We start from the raw sequence: 21,366 nt of genomic DNA on the forward strand, positions 1-21,366 counted from the left end.
AAATAATAACTATGAAAAAGAGTAGTCTATTGGTAATGATACTGATGGTATTCATTACAGCCAACGTATTTGGGCAACTGCAATCGGGCAAAAGTGAGGTGTACAAAATTGAATCGGATTCCGTAGCTATCGGGTATTCTAAAACAACAACTATTGTATTTCCCTATGCGATAAAAAGTGTTGACAGAGGTAATGGCGCTGTATTAGTGCAAAAAGTAAAAGGGGTTGAAAACATCCTTCAGCTAAAGGCCGCCCAGCATGATTTTACTGAAACAAACCTTACAGTGGTTACATCCGATGACCAGCTCTATTCTTTTGTACTGAATTATGATGAACAAACTCCAGTATTGAATTTAGTGGTGAGCAAAGCAAAACGGTCACTGTCGGAGCCTTGGGATTCGGCTGTAAATGATAATGAAGCAGTATTACAATCTTATGCAGCCCTGGCCTCTTACGAAAAGAAAAAAGTACATGGTATAAAAGATAATAAATACAATATGCTGCTTCAGTTAAATGGATTGTTCATTCACGAGAATGTAATGTATTATCGGATCAAAGTAGAAAATAATTCTAATATCAATTACGATATTAGCCAATTGCGATTTTTTATTCGCGATCAGATAAAAGTCAAGCGTACTGCATCACAGGAAATAGAAATCAAGCCGTTATATATTCTTAATAATACCGCGGTAATACAAGGGAATACGACAGTTTGTTTCGTATTTGCCTTGGCAAAAATCACTATACCCGAGGAAAAATATCTAGCGATACAGCTGATGGAAGATAAAGGGGGAAGACACTTAGAACTCCAGGTAAACAATAAAAAATTGATGCAGTTAGGGATATTGCCGGTTTTATAAATTAGTAATCATTTAAATTGAATAGACATGAACGAGAAAAATTTTGAATACCTGCGCGATCAGGTAAAGTACACCGGTTTCGGTGATGGATTAGAAGAGGAATTAAAAGAAAAAATGCAGCAACAAAAGCCTGGTTTTGTCATCGATCATGAGGCCTACTATGGGGATGATGTTGCCAGGGTCTCCTTAAATTTTAAGAAGTCAGAGCAAAACGATATGTATTTCTTTAATTCTTATAAAATTGATTTCCTGAAAGAAAATGCAAAGGAATCTTTGGAACAGACTTTTTATATCAACAAAGGAAGCAATATCACGATGAAGGAGGCTTATAATCTGCTGGAAGGAAGGGCGGTTAATAAAGAACTTAGCAATAAGGAAGGACAACGATACAATGCGTGGGTTCAGATGGATTTTAAGGAAACGGATACCAGCGGAAATTTCAAGCTAAACCACTACCATCAAAATTACGGCTATGATCTTGAAAATACGCTTTCCAGGCATCCGATCAAGGAGCTGGAAAATCCTAAGTTTAAAGAGGATCTTATCGATTCCATAAAAAAAGGAAATCTGCAATCGGTCACTTTCTTAAAAGATGGAAAAGAGATTAAATATTTTGTCGAGGCGAATCCTCAGTTCAAAACGATCAATGTTTATGATGGCAACAGGCAACGCATCAACAACCGACAATCTAAAGATGAAAAGCAATCGGAAGGACAAAACAAGACTATTAAGGATAGTAAAAAGCAAAGTCAAAGTACAGCTGGCGATGGGGAGGCAGTACCGCAAGAAAAGAAAAGCAGAAGAAGACAGTCTAATTCAATGTAGATGCTAATGGAAACCCTAAAACCCTTATCTGATTTTTTTTCAGCTATCGAAAAAGATGATCGTATCAGTATCACACATATTGGTATCTATGCTGCTTTGTTGCAGTTTAGGACAGATAAGGGTTTTATTAATCCGATACAGGCTTTTAGTTTTGAGATTATGCGTATCGCTAAGATATCTGCATCGAATACGTATCATAAATACTTGAGAGAATTAGGCGAGTATGGTTATATTAAATATGAACCTTCTTTTAAAAGAAATCAAGGAAGCAGGATTTATTTCCTTTATTCTTTGTCTGATTCAGGAGAAATTAAAAAACGAATTCATTAGTTGGGTTATTGATAATGCAAATGATTTGTTCCCAATAAAAGTAGCTATAAGAAACTACTCCGTTTCAAATAATCTACGGTATCTTTCTTCTAATAGTACTTTATATTTTTCTTTGAATGTATCCGATAGAAATGAATTATCGATCCACTGGATGGCGATGGATTTGTTTTTTTGGAATCGTTTTGCAATGTCATTTATTTGTTTTTCATTTAGTCCAAGGTTTATGCCCAGTCTTTTGAAATGTTCCCATTTTAGTTTCTTCTTTTTTCCTTCTAATGTTAGCGCTAATTCCTCGGTATCATCGGGATTTACTATAGCCACGTTTAATAAATCGTAGGCAGGGGCCAATATCCAGGTTTCACCGTAATGTATCATGGAAAAGTTTTTCAGGTGCATATCATTATTGCCTGTAAGGAAACTGAAAATGCCCAGTTCCAGAAAGTACAATTTATCAAGTAAAGTGTTATCTGAAAATTGATCCAGCGCTTTACCTATTTTCTCCATGGAGCTTTTGTACTTGTCAAAAGCTTCTGTGATTTGAAACATGTCGAGCATGTGAATTTTTTCTCCTGTTGCTGTTCTGTCGATGCGTTTAGTGATGTAAGAGAGTTCTCCGGACTGCAGTCTTATTAAGCTTGACTTTACGGTATTGATACCAAAGGCTTCTGCAATACGCATCGTTAGGTGTTCATTTTCGGGCATTTCAGGGAATTGCTCGGATGGTGGTTTGAAAATATAGTTACCACCCAAAGCTCCGACAACCGTGAGACGCCCTTTATTTCCGTCCTGGATCGTATCGTTTATAATAGATAAGGATAATTTGGGTTGTACTCCGGGTACTGCTACGCTTCGTTCCACCACGTTTTTGGCTAATGCTACCATTTGCTTTAGCGAATGTTCGAACGCCGGTTGCTGTTTGGTATTGAAAAATGCTAATCTGCAATGCTCATGAAAATCACCAATGCTATTCTCCTCTAATGATTTGTAACAATATAGACATTTCCTAGGCATCTTGATTTGGTATTGGTTGAACGCTTACGGCTCCGATACAATTTTGACAACAGGCCAAAAGTAGGCCCATGCGATCATTTGGATTGATTTTCCAGTTTTTGGAAGCGATATCGAGTAACCACCCTTCTGGTATTAAACCTTCAAAAAAAGGGAATAACCGTTTTTCAGTATATGTTTTTGTATGCACAGGCAGGGTCAGGGTGATGCTTTCTTTAGGATGTTCTGCGATATACTTTTCTTCGTATTGAAAGGTATAGTCCCCATCGTCAGTTTCTGTTAGTATTCCTGCCAGAAACTCTTTATAATATATGGCTGCTTTTCTCATAGACTCTAATGGTCATTTTTGGATAATTCCCTGGCATTTACCGGAGCTAAAGCATGTCCAAACATTTTGAGTACTTGATTTACTTTCTCTAGATTAAGGTTTTCTTTTCCTTGCTCTATTTTTCGAATAACGGTTAACGCTACCCCGGCACGCTCCGCAAAAGCTTCCTGTGTGAGGTTTACTTCATTTCTTTTTTCTTTTACAAAATCTGCTATTGTCTTCATGATTATATGCTTTTACAACGATTTTAAACAAATATAGTTAATTATATGTAAAAGCATATAATCTGTAATGTTAAATTGAATTTATATGTAAAAGCATATAGCTGTCATTGATGGTTTATTTCGAATGCCAATCGATATTTAGGTTGATTTATACCATTTGTATCAGAAAGTGTTTATGTTCTTACGAATTAATATACCAACAAAGAGCGCATCATTAAAAAATAGTTATCCCTGGATTAAAACTATCTTTAAATGGTGTAGCAATTTTCTTTTATGATTATTTCCAAGGGCATGTAATAGGTATTTTCAACATTTTCGTTGAGTATAATTTTTTTATATAAATATTCCACACCCAAGTAGCCTTGTTGTTCTGGTTTTTGATTTATTAAAAAATTAATAACGCCATCTTTTAGGTATTTTACATTCTCCTGCAACAAGTCGTAACCGACTAATACAATATGATTTAGGTTGTTGTTTTTTAAAAATTCAGCAACAATGTAAGATCTTGAATTTGGGATAAAAATGGTGTTGATTCCTTCAAACATTTTTACGGTTAGTTGTTTTTTACCGGAATCTTTCAATGTAATTTCCGAAAATTTAAAGTTTGAAAATTCTTTGTGATCTTCAAAATAGGAGTAGAATCCCTTAATTCGCTGTAGGTACACCGAGGTGCTTTCTATTTCACGAGTGATTTTTATTATCAGGACATTATTTTGCAAGGCTGAATTATAACAAACGAGCCTTCCTGCGAGATAGCCACTTTGAAAAGCATCCTGTCCTATATAGGCAATACTGTCCACTTCTTTTAGGTTAGAGTCAATCATGACAACCGGAATGTCTTTCTTTTTACATTGATTCAAAAATAAAATCGATTCGTCATGAAAGATAGGTGCAAATAAGAGGCCGTCATATTTTTTATCTACTATTTTAGAAGCCATTTTTTTGAAAGAACTGGAGTCGTATTTGTAGAAATAGTAATCGAGGGTAACTCCAAATTTTTCAAATTCATTTTCTGCTCTTTCAATACCATTAAGTGGGATTTTCCAATATTCAAGTCCTTCATTTTTAGGTAGGAAAACTGCAAATTTGAACTTTTTGTTAAAGGCGAGATTACTGGCAAAAATATTTTTTTTATACCCGTGTTCTTTTATGATAGCATTAACTTTATCAATGTTTTCTTGTGAAACCTGACCTCGATTATGTATAATCCTATCTACAGTTCCTTGAGAAACAGCAGCAAGCTGAGCAATTTTTTTAATTGTGATGATAATTGTTTAGTTTAAGGTTAGGTGAAATTTCACTTTATAAGTGAACTCAAAAATACTGTTTTTTTTATAATTTGCAAAAGTCCTAATCGTAGGATCTGTAATCAAAAAAATTGATTCTTCCAACTAGGAATAATTTTTTGTATTCTAATTTATTTAGCAAAAATAAAATCTTTTTTTTGCATGATTGAAATTTTATTATATATTTGCCCTGTTCCGTGTACGTACACGAATTGATTTTACCTTCTTGATTTCAATTTAAGAAAGAATATTCCAAAAATAAATTTGCCGGCTTTATTTCTAAAAGCAGACAAATATATTAAAAAAAAACGTGTGCGAACACGTTTTAATTCTTTCTGTAATTTTTTTATCATTATGGTTTAAAATAATCGGTTTGCAGATCAAATAAAAAATTAAATAGTATGATTAAAAAAGTTGTAACTCTAGGTGAAATTATGTTGAGATTGTCAACGCCGGATCACAAACGTTTTGTTCAATCTGAAACTTTTGAGGCTACTTATGGTGGGGCAGAAGCCAATGTTGCAGCTGCAATGTGTAATTATGGATTACAAGGCACTTTTATTTCAAAAGTACCTGATAATGCGATTGGCCAGTCGGCAATTAATCATTTGCGACGTTTTGGTGTAGATACCCAATTTATAGTTAAAGGAGGGGATCGTTTGGGTATTTATTTTTTAGAACCGGGTGCTTCTATGCGAGCCTCCCAAGTTATTTATGACAGAGCAGGATCTTCCATTACTGATTTTAATATAGCCGAGTTTGATATTGATGCCGTTTTAGAAGGTGCGCAATGGTTTCACACCAGTGGAATTACGCCTGCCTTGAGTGATCAGGCTGCTACATTAACTGAAGCTGTTTTGAAAGCGGCACAAGCAAAAGGAATTATGACCAGCATCGATATTAATTATAGAAAAAAAATATGGAGTAAGGATAAAGCAGCGAAGGTGTTAGGAAGAATTTGTCAATACGTGGATGTTTGTATTGGAGCTGATACCACTTTGGGTATGGAGCCGAAAGCAAACGATGTTATAGATGGTAGAATAACGATTGCCGGTTTTAAGGATATTTTCAAACAAATGAAAGAAACGTTTGGATTCAAATTTATAGCCACTTCATTACGAGAAAGCCACAGCGCGAGTGATAATACTTTTAGTGCTTTGGTTTATGATGGTACTGAATTTTATGAGACCAAAAAATATGATGTCAGAATTGTTGATCGTGTCGGTACAGGAGACTCTTTTGCCAGCGGTTTAATTTATGGCCTGGTGACGGGTATGTCAACACAGGATACTGCTGAGTTTGCGGTTGCTGCCAGCGTAATTAAACATACCATACCAGGGGATCTTAATCATGCTTCTTTAAATGAAGTGCTGGATTTAATGAAAGGTCAGGGAAGTGTTAGGGTTCAACGATAAAAAATGCCTGTATGATTATAGATACTTTAGAAAATGCTTCCAATTATTTTAATATAAATCCTTGTTTTAAGGGAGCCTTCGAATTTATCAAGGGCCATAGTGATCTTGAAAAAGCAGCAGCTGGTCCTGTTGGTACTTTTGAAAATTTAACGGCTTTCGTAGCAGCATTCCAGGGCGTATCTAAAGAAACTGGTTTGTCGAAATTTGAATGTCATGATAAGAATATTGATATTCAGTATTGTATCAAAGGGAAAGAAACTTTTGGCTGGAAGCCCCGACATAAATGTATGATACCTAATGGGGATTATAATCCGGAAAAAGATGTACGATTTTTCAGTGACGCACCGGAGCTGTTATTCGAATTGACAAAGGGGCAATTTGCCATTTTTTTTCCAGAGGATGTTCATGCTCCCATGATTGGAGCGGGCGAAATAAAAAAATTGGTAATAAAAATTAAGAGATAACGTAAAGAAATGAAAAATATCCAACAAGTAACAGATGCAATTGTTCAACAAGGACTACTGCCTTTGTATTTTAATACAGATGAAACGGTAAGTGTTGAAGTGCTTAAAGCACTCTATAAAGCAGGAATTAAAGCAGTGGAGTATACCGATAGGGGAACCACAGCCTTAAACAACTTTAAAGCGCTTGTTCAATTAAGAAATTTAGAAATGCCTGGTATGTTACTTGGTATTGGTACAATAAAAAATTTAAGCCAGGCTAAAGAATACCTTCAGGCAGGAGCTGATTTTTTAATAAGTCCCGGTTTTGTTCGGGAAATTGCAGACTATACCATAAATAATGATATTTTTTACAGCCCGGGTTGCATGACACCTTCGGATATAATTGCAGCTGAAAATGCAGGAATTCGATTCGTTAAATTATTTCCCGGTAACATCCTGGGGATCCCTTTTTTGAATACGATTAAAGATGTTTTTCCAAATCTTTTATTCATGCCTACTGGAGGAGTTGATGCGACTAAAGAAAGTATTGAAGCTTGGTTTACAGCCGGGGTTTGTGCCGTGGGGATGGGGAGTAAACTGATCAGTACAACCATAATGGATCAAAAAGACTATCAGGCTATCGAAAATAATACCATTGCAGTTTTACATTTAATTCAAACAATAAAAAACAAATAAATAATATATATATATATGAATGATTTATTCAATTTAAAAGGAAAAGTAGCTTTAATAACGGGAGGAGCAGGAGTTTTAGGAGGTCATATGGGGGAAGTTTTGGCACAATCCGGTGTGATTACTGGGATTATGGGACTAAACATAGCAGAAGCAGATCTTGTAGTGAACAAAATTATCGCAAATGGAGGAAAAGCTTTTGCTGTAGTGGCAAATGTATTAGATAAGCCTTCACTTGAAAAAGTAAAAGATTTAATCTTAGAAAAATACGGACGCCTTGATATTTTAATCAATGCAGCAGGAGGAAATATGCCAGGGGCAACAATTGCGCCTGACAAGGCAATATTTGATCTATTGACAGGTGATTTACAAAAGGTATTGGACTTAAACATTATTGGAACAATGTTACCAACACAAGTTTTTTCTGAAATTTTTGCTGAACAAAAACAAGGAGTAATCATCAATATATCTTCCGCTTCGGCACAACGTCCTTTGACTCGTGTAGTAGGTTATTCAGCATCAAAAGCTGCAGTAGACAATTTCACTAAATGGATGGCTGTAGAAATGGCTAGTAAGTTTGGAGAAGGAATACGCGTTAATGCCATTGCTCCGGGATTTTTTATCGGAGCACAAAATAGAGCGCTATTATTAGAATCGGATGGAAGTTTGACGGCCAGAGGAGAGAAAATTATTGATCAGACTCCAATGCGACGATTCGGCATACCAGAAGATTTGAGCGGAACTTTAATTTGGTTGTGTAGTGATGCTTCAAAATTTGTTACCGGTATTAGTGTCAATGTAGATGGTGGATTTGGAGTATCAAGTATATAAATAAAGTAACTAATAATATATAAAAAATTTAAGCAAATGGAACAAACATGGAGATGGTACGGACCAAATGATCCTGTGAAATTATCTGACGCCAGACAAGCCGGTGCAACCGGAATTGTTACTGCCTTACACCATATTAAAAATGGACAAGTGTGGGAAGTCGATGAAATCATGAAGAGGAAAAATGAAGTGGAAGCTGCAGGATTAACTTTTTCAGTTGTAGAAAGCATTCCGGTTCACGAGGATATCAAAAAACAATCAGGTGATTATTTGAAATATATAGAAAATTACAAGCAAAGTATTAAAAATTTAGCGGTATGCGGAATTAATATAGTTTGTTATAATTTTATGCCTGTTTTAGATTGGTCTAGAACCGATTTGTCTTATGAAATGCCAGACGGCTCTAAAGCCCTGCGTTTTGATATCAATGAATTTGCTGCTTTTGAATTGTTCATTTTAAAAAGACCTGGAGCAGAAACTACTTATTCTGAAGCACAGCAGGTAAAAGCAAAAGCTACTTTTGAAAAGTTAACCGATGCTGATAAAGTAAAATTGCAACAAAACATTATTGCTGGTTTGCCAGGTGCAGAAGAATCGTATACTGTTGAAGATTTCTTAAAAGTACTGCAAGGGTATGATGGTATTGATGCCAATAAATTGAAAGAAAATTTATATTATTTCTTGCGTGAAATCATTCCAGTAGCCGAGAGTGTAGGCGTTTTAATGGCTATTCATCCTGATGATCCTCCTTATCCAATTTTAGGTTTGCCTCGTGTAGTAAGTACCGAAGCAGATTTAATACAATTACTAAATGCAATTGATTCACCATCAAATGGATTTTGTATGTGTACGGGTTCTTACGGAGTTATTGCTAAAAATGATTTGCCAGGTATTGTAGATCGTCATGGGGATAAAATGAATTTTATTCATCTTAGAAGTACCCAACGTGACGCAGAAGGAAATTTCTATGAAGCCAATCATTTAGAAGGTGATGTAGATATGTATGAAGTGGTAAAATCTATTCTAAAAAAACAAAAAGAAACGAAAAGAATCATCCCAATGCGACCAGATCATGGCCATCAGATGTTGGATGATTTAAATAAAAAAACAAATCCAGGTTATTCAGGAATTGGTCGTTTAAGAGGTTTGGCAGAATTGAGAGGTTTGGAAATGGGAATAGAAAAAAGTTTATTTAATTAAAATAGTTATGGCTAAGAAAACATTTATTTCAGACGATTTTTTGTTAAATAGTCCGACAGCAGTAACGCTTTATAATGAATACGCTAAAACACAGCCTATTCTTGATTACCATAATCATTTGTCTCCAAAAGACATAGCCGAAGATCGCCAGTTTGAAAATATTACCCAGATGTGGGTTGAAGGGGATCACTATAAATGGAGGGCTATGCGAGCCAACGGAATTGATGAAAAATACATTACCGGTGATGCAACTGATTTGGAGAAATTCAAAAAGTGGGCTGAAACAGTTCCCTATACCTTAAGGAATCCTTTGTACCATTGGACCCATATGGAGTTAAAAAATTATTTTGGAATTGAAGATCTTTTAAATGGAGATACAGCCGAAAAAATTTATGAGCAATGTACAGCGCTGATAAAAACACCGGCGTTCAGTGTGAAAAATTTATTGCGAAAAATGAATGTGAAGGTAGTTGGTACAACCGATGATCCTACGGATGATTTGCGCTACCATAAACAAATTCGGGAGGATCAATTTGAAATAACAGTTGTACCTAGTTTTCGTCCGGACAAATCCGTGAATATAGAAAATAGTGCAGAATTTTTGGGATGGATTGATAAACTTGAAAAAAGTGTTGGCTATGGTATCACTACTTTTGAATCTTTTGTGAATGCCATCCAAATGCGTCATGCTTTTTTTCATGAAATGGGTTGCCGTGTTTCAGATCATGGGCATGGAACGTATTATGCTTCGGATTTCACGGAAGAGGAGGTTGCTGCAATTTTTGATAAAGCAAGGGAAGGGAAAAACCTTAGTGATTTAGAAATAGACAAATATAAATCGGCAATGCTTTTCAAATTGGCATTAATGAATAATGAAAAATCATGGACACAACAGTTTCACGTGGGGGCTATTCGAAATAATAATACCAGGATGAATCAGCTGCTGGGTCCTGACAATGGTTTTGACTCTGTTGGATCTCCCAATACTGCCGAAAAAATGGCGCAATTTTTTGATCGACTTAATCTGGCTAACGGATTAACAAAAACGATTGTCTATAATCTGAATTCCAGTGAAAGCGAGATGGTAGCTGCTATGGTTGCTAACTTCAATGAGGGACCAATTCCAGGAAAAATGCAATATGGAGCCGCTTGGTGGTTTTTAGATCAAAAGCAAGGAATGGAAAATCAGATGAATGTATTATCTAATTTTGGGTTGCTAAGCAGATTTGTCGGAATGGTTACCGATTCAAGAAGTTTTATGTCTTTTTCTCGTCATGATTACTTCCGTCGAATAGTATGCAATGTGCTTGGGGATGAAATGGAAAAAGGTTTAGTTCCTGATAATATGGTTTTCATTGGTAAAATGGTGGAGAATATTTGTTTTAATAATGCCTTACACTATTTAAAAATATCCATAGATGAACACTAAAATTAAAAATTATCGTTGGACTATTTGTGGGCTCTTATTTTTTGCTACGACCGTCAATTATTTAGACAGACAAGTGCTTAGTTTATTGGCGCCTAGTTTATCTAAGGAATTCAATTGGTCCAATAGCGACTATGCTAATATTACAGCAGTATTTCAATTTATTTATGCGATATCCATGCTTTTTGCGGGTAGGATTATCGATAAATTAGGAACAAAATGGGGTTATATTTTAGCGATATCGATCTGGTCAATCGGAGCCATAATGCATGCGTATTCTATCGTTATCGGAAGTGTTTTTTCGAATGCTTTGGCTTGGGTAGGAATTAGTGCTGTTCCAATATCAATTGCTGGTTTTATGGTGTCCAGAGCGGTTTTAGGTTTTGGTGAATCGGGAAATTTCCCTGCCGCAATTAAAGTCACAGCTGAATATTTTCCAAAAAAAGAACGTGCTTTGGCGACCGGTATATTCAATTCAGGTTCAAATGTTGGTGCTATATTAGCACCACTAACGGTTCCGTGGATTGCTGTTCATTGGGGGTGGCAAAGTGCTTTTATCGCAGTTGGTGCAATAGGTTTTATTTGGATTTTATTTTGGAATGCCTTATATGAAAAACCTGAAAATCAAAAGAAGTTATCCAAAGAAGAATTGGATTATATAATTGGTGAAAATGATCCTGCTATTGTTCAGATAGTCGAAACAGGAGATAAGGTTGCGTGGACTAAATTATTGGGTTACCGTCAAACCTGGGCCTTTGTAATTGGGAAATTTTTGACCGATGGTGTTTGGTGGTTCTTTTTATTCTGGTTGCCAAAATACCTACAGGCAGAGTTTAACATGGTAGATACTGCTATCATTTTACCTTTGGCGGTTTTATACAGTATGACAATGATTGGCAGTATCGGGGGAGGTTGGTTTCCTGTGTATTTTATTAATAAAGGATTTACACCTTATGATGGAAGAATGAAAGCGATGTTACTAATTGCAATAGTTCCGCTGGTAGTGTTATTGGCACAACCGTTAGGACATATTAGTTTTTGGATTCCGGTACTATTGATTGGTTTAGGCGCTTCAGCACATCAGGCATGGTCTGCTAATATTTTTACTACAGTATCGGATATGTTTCCTAAAAAAACGATTGGTTCTGTGGTGGGAATTGGAGGAATGACAGGTGGAATAGGTGGGGTTCTTGTTACGAAGACAGCCGGTGCTTTAATTGATCATTATGAGGCTTTAGGACAAATTAAGACGGGGTATGCCCTTGTATTTGTTTTTTGTGCAACGGCTTATTTATTAGCTTGGTCAATAATGAAGCTATTAGTTCCTAAATATGCTCCTGTACAGGATTTGTAATGCTGTATTCTGCTATGATTTCTAGACTGCGTCTAAAAGTTTAGAAAAAATTACACTTATGTTTGATACTATGAGCCCGATATTGCATCGGGCTCATTTCGTTTAAATTTATTTTTTTTATCAGTATACTATTTGAGATACGCTTTAATTTCTGGCTTTAACGGTTTTGCATCGCTAAAGTTCATGATAGTAAATAGTTCTGATTTTTACATTCCAAAGCAGTTTTCCATAAGTGCAGCATCTAAACCGTTTCCTTTTCCTGATGCTTTGTGCTCATCCCCTTTTATTTTTTTCAATAGTATTTTATTTGATAGTATTTCAGTTGGTAGTATTTCAGTTGATAGTATTTCAGTTGATATTGGCTGCCTTGATCTAAGTGCAATAGTGGCAAATTTAAAAGATTTTTTACTATTGGTTAGTTGTTTAAAATTTGTTTTTTCAGCTTCTTCAGAACTTATTATTTCACTACACCATTGTTACTACACCATTGTTACTACACCATTGTTACTACACCATTGTTACTACACCATTGTTAATACACCATTGTTATTTCACCATTGTTATTTCACCATTGTTATTTCACCATTGTTATTTCACCATTGTTATTTCACCATTAAAGAAATTAATTGTAGGCAATAAATACAATGTAGTACCAGATACTTATATTCCGTAACAGCAGTTCCCCATTTTTCATTGGCCTTTAGAGCCTTAAAATTATGTTATACTAATTGGGAGCTCTTTTTCCTTGTTCGCCTTAGCATACAAAGAGGCTCAAGTATATAATCTATTCGACAAAATTGAAGTACTTGTAAAAGGAAAGGAATTGAAAAATAAATATAATTATTATTTTATTTTGACCAAAATTGACAAAGAACCACTTTGCTCGGTAACACCCATCCTATTCACTCCATCGAATAATAACCTATATGAGTCGTTTTAAAGCGGTCGCTTTGTATGGCTTTTCAATTTTTGGTTTTGCCTTCCAATGGCTTTATTTGTAATTCAAAGATTCTGTTGTTGCTGCTTGTTCCAGTGGTACTTTAAATGATAAGAAACTTTCACACGATATATAGAAGGAGTGTCTTTTGTATTAGTAGTATTATTAAATATTTTTATTAAGTAAAGTCATTTATAGTCTTGTTTGACTTTTTTGAAGTCATTTCTTTTGATTTTAATTTATTTAACGAAATAAAAGGTCCATTTTAAGAAATGGTTAAATTTATAGATAATAGTTTACAAAATTATATTTAAAAAAACACATAATTAAATTTTATGTGTTTTTTTGAGAATAATTATAAATTTTATTTTTTATTTAAGAAATAAGACTTATGTTTGCGCACACGGTATTGCTAAAATGCTTTTTTTTTGAAAAATTACGTGTGCCTACACGTAGGTAATTTAATAAAGAGCATTAGTTAATAAAAAATAACCCAAAAACAAATAAATTAATTTCTAACCAAAAAAAAATTATGAAAAAAACTATTTTGATGTGTCTCTTAGTTTTCTCTGCTGTTATTTATGGCCAATCTGAAAAAGTAAAAATTTCAGGTAAAATAGTAGATGAAAATAATCAACCACTACCCGGGGCCTCTATTCTTATTAAAGGTACCAATAATGGAGCGTCTACTGACTTTGAAGGGACCTATGCTATACAGGCTAATACAGGTGCTACTTTGGTATTTACTTTTATTGGTTACGATCAGAAAGAAATTGCAGTAGGGAATCAGACTACTATTGATGTAAAACTAACTCCTACTAATAACACTTTAAATGAAGTAGTTGTTGTAGGGTACGGTACACAGAAAAAGTCAGATGTGACAGGGTCTGTGACTTCTTTATCTAAAGAACGACTTTCTCAACTTCCTGTTACCAATGTATTGCAATCGGTGCAAGGTGCCGTTGCCGGAGTGAATGTAATTCAGAGCTCATCTGCTCCCGGAAGTGGAACTTCAGCTCAAATTCGTGGGGCGAGTTCTATCAGTGCTGCTACCGGTCCTTTTATTGTTTTGGATGGTATGCCATTTAGTACTACAGGTGGATCTTTAAATGATATTAATCCGAATGATATTGAATCATTGGAAATATTGAAAGATGCTTCGGCAGTTGCGATTTATGGAACCAGGGGAGCAAATGGTGTTATTTTGATTACTACTAAAAAAGGAAAGACAGGAAAACCTGTTATAAAATTCAACACCTATGCCGGTATTGAAACGTTCTCTAATAGAATAAATCCTATGGGACCAGCGGAATACGTGCAAAAATATGCAGACTGGAAGACGCAGTCCGGATCAGCTGATAAGAATGTTTTACCAAATCTTTTTGAACAACAAAACTATGCTAATGGAGTAGTTACCGATTGGATGGATCAGGTGGATCAGCTAGGGAAAATTCAAAATTATAATGTGAGTATTTCTGGAGGTAGTGAAAGTGTTAAGTACTATATTTCAGGAGATCTATTGGAGCAAAAAGGGGTTCTGAAAGGATATGACTTTCAACGTGGGAGTATTAGATCAAATATTAATGCCAAAATAACACCTTATTTAGATGGTGGAGTAAATATATTTTTGACAAACAACAATTATGATGGGGGTCATACCAATTTAACTTTAGCGGGTAGAATGAGTCCTTACGGTAGTCTTTATGATGCAAATGGGAATTATGAAGTCTATCCAATGTTTGGAGAACTGGTATTCAGAAGCCCAATGGTGAGATTGAATAGCCCACGTAACGACAGGAATCAAAATATTACAGCGAATGCTTTTTTTGATTTAACCCCAGATTTTTTACCGGGATTTAAATACAAATTAAATGTAGGCTATACTTTGGTTCCGAGTCAGTTTCAAAGTTATTTAGGCAGAAGTACGGGGGATTTATTAGGTACCGCTTTGGTATCAAATAGCGAGACCAGAAGTATGACCGTTGAGAATATATTTAATTACAACAAAAGCTGGAAAAATCACACTATAGGTGTTACCGGACTTTACAGTGCACAACAAACGGATTTCTTTTCGTCGAGTACAACCGCTTCAGGATTTATTAATGATCAGTTGACTTTCAATAATCTATCGACTGCATCGTCTACGTCTGCAAGTTCTCAGGGATATAAGTCCAATCTTTTGTCGCAAATGTTACGATTAAATTACTCTTATGCCAGTAAGTATCTATTTACCGCTACAGCAAGAAGAGATGGGTACTCCGCTTTTGGATCTAATTCTTCAAAATATGGTTTGTTTCCTTCGGTAGCGTTGGGTTGGAATATTTCGAAAGAAAAGTTTTTAGAAAATTCGAATGTTGTCACTAATTTGAAATTAAGAGCTTCTTATGGACTTTCAGGAAATCAGGCGATAAATCCAAACGTGACCTCATCCACTGCAAGTACTGTCAGATTACCTTTCAATGGTGTCAGTACTGTAGGTGTTGTAGCTAATGTATTGGGTAATAAAGATCTTACCTGGGAAAGTACCCTTGGAACCAATGTGGGGTTAGATTTTGAATTGTTCGACAAAAAGATTTCAGGAACTATTGATGGGTATAGTAATCATACTAAAGATTTATTGTTGTTGCGTGCAATACCGATTATAACGGGTTATAGCCAGGTATTACAAAATTTAGGAGAAGTGTCTAATAAAGGGTTGGAGATTTCGCTAAAAGCTACGGTTCTTAACCTAAGTAATTTTAGATGGGAGACCAGTGCGAATTTTGCGACTAATAAAAACAAAATTGTTGATTTATACGGAGATAAAAAAGATGACGTAGGTAATAGATGGTTCATAGGTAAGCCAATAGGTGTGGTGTATGATTACAAACAAGTAGGCGTATGGCAGGTGGGAGAAAATCCTGCAGGAGTAGATCCTACAGCTAAACCGGGAGATTTAAAATTTGCCGATACCGATGGAAGCGGGACTATTACTCCGAATGACCGAGTTGTTTTAGGTCAGACTGCTCCAAAATGGACAGGAGGGATTACCAATACGTTCCATTATAAAGATTTCCATTTAAATGTTTTCATTCAAACCGCACAAGGAATTAGTAAAAGCAATAACTTGTTGGATTACAGAGATTATGGTGGCAGACAAAATTTACCTGGAGGAATAGGATATTGGACAGCAGCAAATCAGAATAATTCAAGACCTGCACTTTCTTATACCAATACAAGAGATTATAATTATCCAAAAGATGCCAGCTATACAAGGTTAAAAGATGTAACGCTAAGTTATGTAGCCAATACCAAAGTACTTGATAAATTACATTTAGGAGGATTAACAATCTATATGAGCGGTAGAAACCTTGTGACCTGGACCAAATGGTTTGGATGGGATCCTGAGGCTGATTTTGATAAAGGATTAGCGAATGATACGAATAGTTATCCTTTGACTTCTGTCTTTACAATAGGTACCAATATCACTTTAAAATAAGTAATAACTTTTAATACTTTCAAAAAATGAAAAATAAAATATATATGGTTAGCCTTCTGATTGTAATGGGGGTTAGTTCTTGTCAGAATGATTATTTAGATGAAAAATTATATTCAAGTTATGATCCTACACAACTCAATGATGCGTTGGGATTAGATGCGGCCCTGGTTGGTTTGCAAAACCAATATTCAACCTGGCACACCTTTTTTAATTTAGCTAATGCGACAGGTCAGGGCTGGTTGGCCTGTTGGCAAATTGGTACTGATGTGGCCTATAATAAGTCTCCGGCTGACATGGACCCATGGGCTGTTCCTTTTACTGATTATGCGAATCTTACTTCTACGGATCCGGCAGTATTGTATGCATGGAAATGGGCCTATAAAATTATTAACAATGCAAATGCAATTATTGTAGCTACTGAGAATCCTAAAACGGTTTTGACTCAAACTGCTAAAGATAAGATTGCGGCGGAGGCTAAGTTTTACAGAGGATTAGCTTATAATACGTTGGTAACTCTTTTTGGCAAAGTACCCTTGATTACCGTTCCGGTTAGTGGAGCAAAGACTGATTTTGTTAGAGCAGATCTAGCAGAATTGAATAAGCTTATTGTAGATGATTTACTATTTGCTAAAACAAATTTGCCTACTGTCAATAATGTTAGCGGTAATGTAAAAGGAAAAACGTATTCAAGAGCCCATTCAGCAATGGCTTCACAGGTATTAGCGGAAGCTTATCTTAGGATGGGAAAAAATGATCTTGCAGAGGCAGCTTGTGATGCCATTATAAATAGTGGTGATTTTAGTTTGGTAACCCAAAGATATGGTAGCAAAGCAGGTCAACCTGGTGATGCATTTGCCGATATGTTTTTGTATGGTAACCAAAGGAGATCTCAAGGAAATAAAGAAGCCATCTGGGTTTTAGAGATTGAAAACCCATCGTCAGTAATAGGTGGTACCGGATCAAGTTTGCCTGTAGGTGCAGTGGATGAAATAGGATCTCCACAATACCGAAGAGTTTGGGGATCTCGCTATCATCAACAAAAAGGAATGTTGCTTTGTGATTCTTTGGGAGGAAGAGGAATCAGCAGGATTGCCTTGACGGATTGGGTATTGAACAGTCTTTATGCTCCAGGTGATATGAGAAATTCAAAATACAACCTAAGAAGAAATTATTACTATAACGACCCTACTTTTGCAAAGTTTGGACAAAAAGTAGATATCAATGATCCATCGGTTAACACCCAGCGATTTATTGTGCCTCAAACGAATAAGTGGAATGAATATAATCCAAGTGATCCTTTTGGACAGGCTATGATAAAAGATATCATTATCATGCGATTGGGAGAGACCTACCTGCTAAAAGCAGAAGCACAGTTTAAACAAGGAAAACTTCCAGAAGCAGCCTCAACTATCAATATTTTGAGAAGTCGTGCGAATGCCCTTCCAGTTATCGCTGCCGATATTACAATAGATTTTATTCTTGATGAAAGAGCAAGAGAACTTCTGGCTGAAGAAAATCGCAGGATGACTTTGATGCGTACCGGTCAACTTGTAAATAGAGTAGTGGGCAGAGGTCAAAAAATTACTGGAATTAAAGCCACTAATTTATTATTGCCGATTCCTAAAACGGAAATTGATTTGAATAAAGATGCCGTTTTAGACCAAAATACGGGATACTAAAAGTTATTTAATTAAAACGAAATAGCTATCAACTGTTTCGTTTTAATTATTAAAATCTAATAAAATGATCAAAAAGAATATTTTTTCGCTAGACAATAAAGTGATTGTAGTTACCGGAGGTACTGGTGTTTTGGGAGGTCATTTTGTAAATGCAATTGTTCAGGCTGGCGGTACTGTAATTATATTTGGATTGAATGAAGAAAGAGGAAATGCTCAGGCGGAAGAGATACGTTGGAATGGAGGCGAAGCCTTATTTTTGGCCGTAAATGTTCTTGAAAAATCGGAATTAGAGGAAGCTAAAGAAAAAATTATTTCTAAATACGGTAAAATAGATGGTCTTGTCAATGCAGCAGGGGGTAATGTTCCCGAAGGAGTGTTAAGTCCGGAAGGGGATGTTTTCGATTTGAACATTGAAGGAATGAAAAAGGCTATGGAACTTAATTTATGGGGTACTATTTTACCGAATCAGGTTTTTGGTCCCAGTCTGGCTAAGACAGGAAATGGTGCTATTGTCAATATTTCGTCAGTAGCTTCTAAACGGGCACTCACCAGGGTGTTGGGATACAGCATGGGTAAAGCAGCTATCGATTACTATACGAAATGGTTTGCCGTTGAGATGGCCAATAGGTATCAGGATTCCATAAGAATAAACGCTATTGCACCCGGTTTTTTTCTATCGGAGCAAAATCGTACCTTACTGACTAATCCGGACGGGTCTTATACCGATAGAGCGGATTCAATTTTAAGGCAAACACCCTTTAAGCGTTTTGGGAAACCAGAAGAATTATGCGGCGCTTTGGTATGGCTGTTAAGTGATGCCTCTAAATTTGTAACCGGAATGGATATTGGGGTTGACGGTGGATTTACAATAAATAGCGGTGTTTAAATAAAGAAGGGATAAGGATTAAATTAATAAAAATTAAATTATTTATGAAAACTAAAATTTTACTAGTAGCAATGCTGTTTGCCTCATTTACTAAGACCGTAGGGCAGGATTTTAAAACAGCCGAAACCAAGGATGTTGCTTTATTTCCGCAACAAAATGAGTTCAGAAATAAAGAGAATATTTCAGGGATTTGGAAATTTCAGAAAGATTCACTAAATGTTGGAGAAGCTCAAAACTGGAAGAATGGGTTGCCCAATACTCGTTCGATTGCCGTTCCGGGAAGCTGGAACGATCAGTTCACGGACAGTAGAGATTACCTGGGAACTGCTTGGTATGAGAAGGATGTATTTATACCTAATTCTTGGAAAGGGCAAAAAATTTATGTCAGAATTGGTTCGGCTAATTATGCTTCTAAAGTGTACCTTAATGGAAAACCGGTAGGTGCTCACGAAGGAGGAAATTTGCCTTTTGCTTTTGACATCTCTGCATTAATTAACTGGAATGCAACCAACAGATTAACGATTCAATTAGAGAATGTATTAAAACCAAGTCGTGTTCCGCCTGGTGGTGGTATTCCTGGAGGAATGTTTAATAGTAATCCAAAAGCTAATTTTGATTTTTTTCCTTATGCAGGTTTACAGCGTGATGTATTTTTGTATAGCGTTCAGTCAGAGGCTAGTATTAAAGATATAACGGTACAAACAGGATTTGAAAACACTACAGGTTCTGTTAATGTAAAAATAGATACTGAAGGAAAGGCGACCAAAGGTAAAGTTACTATTTCTGGAAATAACAAAATATATGAATCAGAATTTGTCCTAAATGGTAGTACTGCAAATGTGCTTGTTAAAATTCCTGAAGTGAGACTATGGTCAACAGAGGATCCATTTCTTTATAAAGTGTCCGTTAGTATCAGTGATGCCAGCCGCATGATCGATACCTATGAATTGGAAACAGGGGTAAGAACCATTACGACTAATGATAAACAAATACTTTTAAATGGAAAACCTGTATTTCTAAAAGGATTTGGTAAACATGAAGATTTTCCTGTTTTCGGAAGAGCTACTGCAAACCCAGTAATTATTAAAGATTATTCCTTATTAAAATGGGTAGGGGCGAACTCTTACAGAACATCACATTATCCATATGATGAAGAGTATATGAACATGGCCGATAGAGAAGGAATATTAATCATCAATGAAATTCCAGCGGTTGGTTTGTTTTTCCACGGAGACAAAGAAGAATTAAAATTGAGACAAATTGCCTGTAAAAAATATATCGAGGAACTTATTACCAGAGATAAAAACCATCCATCGGTGGTAATGTGGAGTGTGGCGAATGAACCTGCCCCAGAAGTGATGAATATGTCCCCTAATGATGTGAAAAAAGCAGATCCAAATTCAGTGATTTTGTTTAAAGAATTGATTGATCTTGTGAAAAAATTAGATCCAACCAGACTAAAAGTAATTGTTGGTGTAATGGGCGGACCAGTAGAATGGCTGGCACTATCTGATGTAGTATGTATTAACCGTTATTGGGGGTGGTATACGAATCAGGGTGATATTAAAACTGGAGCTAAAATGCTTAGCGATGAATTAGATGATTTATACAGTAAATTAAAGAAACCAATCGTTATTACGGAGTTTGGAGCGGATACTTTTCCTGGAATGCATGCAGATCAGGCAGAAATGTTTACCGAAGAATATCAGGTACAATTCATTAAGGCTTACCTTGATGTAGCAGACACAAAAGATTTTGTGGCAGGGATGCATGTATGGGCTTTTGCTGATTTCAAAACTGGCCAGTCGATTATACGATTTGGAGGAATGAATTATAAAGGGGTGTTCACAAGAGACAGAAAACCAAAAATGGCGGCTCATTATTTAAGAGAAAGATGGACAAAAAAGCCGGAAGATAAAAAATAACAGGCGTTAAAAAAACGATCTTATAGAATAGGGGTTGTAACTGTTAACATTATATTGGTTCTTCTGGTTTTTTTGTGGAATAAAAATCATTTTTACGCTTTTAATACATGACCTTCCTCACATGTTAAAAAAAGACACTACACGTAAAATGTTTCACTTCTTTTCCGGCTGAACCATTATATTAACTATTGACATTAAGAAAGCAGTCCAATTATTTTCATAAAAATATTAATCTCTT

The 21,366-nt window shown here is 35.7% G+C and carries 18 protein-coding genes; 14 read left to right on the top strand and 4 right to left on the bottom strand.

The window, feature by feature from the left end; all coding sequences use genetic code 11:
* Positions 1-11 precede the first annotated feature (11 nt).
* Genes traN through ACNQGH_RS03445 form a run of 3 tightly spaced genes read left to right on the top strand, consistent with a single transcriptional unit; the run spans position 12 to position 2,015 of the window.
* Positions 12-860, top strand: a complete 849-nt coding sequence (gene traN, locus ACNQGH_RS03435; RefSeq protein WP_417954584.1) for a conjugative transposon protein TraN — start codon at positions 12-14, stop codon at positions 858-860.
* A 27-nt stretch (positions 861-887) separates the two neighbouring features.
* Positions 888-1,685 (top strand): hypothetical protein, encoded by a 798-nt coding sequence (locus ACNQGH_RS03440; protein WP_417954585.1) that lies wholly within the window; start codon positions 888-890, stop codon positions 1,683-1,685.
* Positions 1,686-1,691: 6 nt separating this feature from the next.
* Positions 1,692-2,015, top strand: a complete 324-nt coding sequence (locus tag ACNQGH_RS03445; protein ID WP_417954586.1) for a hypothetical protein — start codon at positions 1,692-1,694, stop codon at positions 2,013-2,015.
* A gap of 54 nt (positions 2,016-2,069) precedes the next feature.
* On the opposite strand, the gene ACNQGH_RS03450 is transcribed toward ACNQGH_RS03445, so the two are convergent.
* From ACNQGH_RS03450 to ACNQGH_RS03465, 4 genes are all read right to left on the bottom strand, one after another.
* The gene (locus ACNQGH_RS03450; protein WP_417954587.1) at positions 2,070-3,026 is read right to left on the bottom strand and encodes a HipA domain-containing protein; all 957 of its coding nucleotides are present in this window, start codon (positions 3,024-3,026) and stop codon (positions 2,070-2,072) included.
* Positions 3,019-3,351: a HipA N-terminal domain-containing protein gene (locus ACNQGH_RS03455; RefSeq protein ID WP_417954588.1), complete on the bottom strand. Its 333-nt coding sequence runs from the start codon at positions 3,349-3,351 to the stop codon at positions 3,019-3,021. Before ACNQGH_RS03455 ends, ACNQGH_RS03450 begins: the two co-directional genes overlap by 8 nt.
* A 5-nt stretch (positions 3,352-3,356) precedes the next feature.
* Positions 3,357-3,575 (bottom strand): helix-turn-helix domain-containing protein, encoded by a 219-nt coding sequence (locus tag ACNQGH_RS03460; RefSeq protein ID WP_417954589.1) that lies wholly within the window; start codon positions 3,573-3,575, stop codon positions 3,357-3,359.
* Between the two features lie 248 nt (positions 3,576-3,823).
* Positions 3,824-4,846 (bottom strand): substrate-binding domain-containing protein, encoded by a 1,023-nt coding sequence (locus ACNQGH_RS03465; RefSeq protein WP_417954628.1) that lies wholly within the window; start codon positions 4,844-4,846, stop codon positions 3,824-3,826.
* 416 nt (positions 4,847-5,262) lie between these two features.
* Here ACNQGH_RS03465 and ACNQGH_RS03470 point away from each other — a divergent pair, with 416 nt between their 5' ends.
* From ACNQGH_RS03470 to uidA, 11 genes are all read left to right on the top strand, one after another.
* Complete coding sequence (locus tag ACNQGH_RS03470) at positions 5,263-6,276, top strand: PfkB family carbohydrate kinase (protein WP_417954590.1); 1,014 nt, start codon at positions 5,263-5,265, stop codon at positions 6,274-6,276.
* Positions 6,277-6,287: 11 nt separating this feature from the next.
* Positions 6,288-6,740, top strand: a complete 453-nt coding sequence (locus ACNQGH_RS03475) for a NanQ anomerase/TabA/YiaL family protein (protein WP_417954591.1) — start codon at positions 6,288-6,290, stop codon at positions 6,738-6,740.
* A 9-nt stretch (positions 6,741-6,749) separates the two neighbouring features.
* Positions 6,750-7,415, top strand: coding sequence for a beta/alpha barrel domain-containing protein (locus ACNQGH_RS03480; protein WP_417954592.1), 666 nt, complete (start codon positions 6,750-6,752; stop codon positions 7,413-7,415).
* Positions 7,416-7,430: 15 nt separating this feature from the next.
* Positions 7,431-8,243 (top strand): SDR family oxidoreductase, encoded by an 813-nt coding sequence (locus ACNQGH_RS03485; RefSeq protein ID WP_417954593.1) that lies wholly within the window; start codon positions 7,431-7,433, stop codon positions 8,241-8,243.
* 36 nt (positions 8,244-8,279) lie between these two features.
* Entirely contained in the window at positions 8,280-9,443 is a 1,164-nt protein-coding gene (gene uxuA, locus ACNQGH_RS03490; RefSeq protein ID WP_417954594.1) for a mannonate dehydratase, read from the top strand.
* A 7-nt stretch (positions 9,444-9,450) separates the two neighbouring features.
* The gene (gene uxaC / locus ACNQGH_RS03495) at positions 9,451-10,872 is read left to right on the top strand and encodes a glucuronate isomerase (RefSeq protein ID WP_417954595.1); all 1,422 of its coding nucleotides are present in this window, start codon (positions 9,451-9,453) and stop codon (positions 10,870-10,872) included.
* Positions 10,862-12,223, top strand: a complete 1,362-nt coding sequence (locus tag ACNQGH_RS03500; RefSeq protein WP_417954596.1) for an MFS transporter — start codon at positions 10,862-10,864, stop codon at positions 12,221-12,223. Before uxaC ends, ACNQGH_RS03500 begins: the two co-directional genes overlap by 11 nt.
* A gap of 1,469 nt (positions 12,224-13,692) precedes the next feature.
* Positions 13,693-16,638 carry a SusC/RagA family TonB-linked outer membrane protein gene (locus ACNQGH_RS03505; protein WP_417954597.1) on the top strand — a complete coding sequence of 982 codons (2,946 nt, stop codon included), beginning with the start codon at positions 13,693-13,695 and terminating at the stop codon, positions 16,636-16,638.
* Between the two features lie 26 nt (positions 16,639-16,664).
* Positions 16,665-18,317: a RagB/SusD family nutrient uptake outer membrane protein gene (locus ACNQGH_RS03510; RefSeq protein ID WP_417954598.1), complete on the top strand. Its 1,653-nt coding sequence runs from the start codon at positions 16,665-16,667 to the stop codon at positions 18,315-18,317.
* 64 nt (positions 18,318-18,381) lie between these two features.
* Entirely contained in the window at positions 18,382-19,203 is an 822-nt protein-coding gene (locus ACNQGH_RS03515) for an SDR family oxidoreductase (RefSeq protein WP_417954599.1), read from the top strand.
* A gap of 44 nt (positions 19,204-19,247) precedes the next feature.
* Positions 19,248-21,128, top strand: a complete 1,881-nt coding sequence (uidA, locus tag ACNQGH_RS03520; RefSeq protein ID WP_417954600.1) for a beta-glucuronidase — start codon at positions 19,248-19,250, stop codon at positions 21,126-21,128.
* Positions 21,129-21,366 lie beyond the last annotated feature (238 nt).

This window comes from Flavobacterium kochi (assembly GCF_048286715.1).
In the GTDB taxonomy this organism is placed as follows: Bacteria; Bacteroidota; Bacteroidia; order Flavobacteriales; family Flavobacteriaceae; genus Flavobacterium.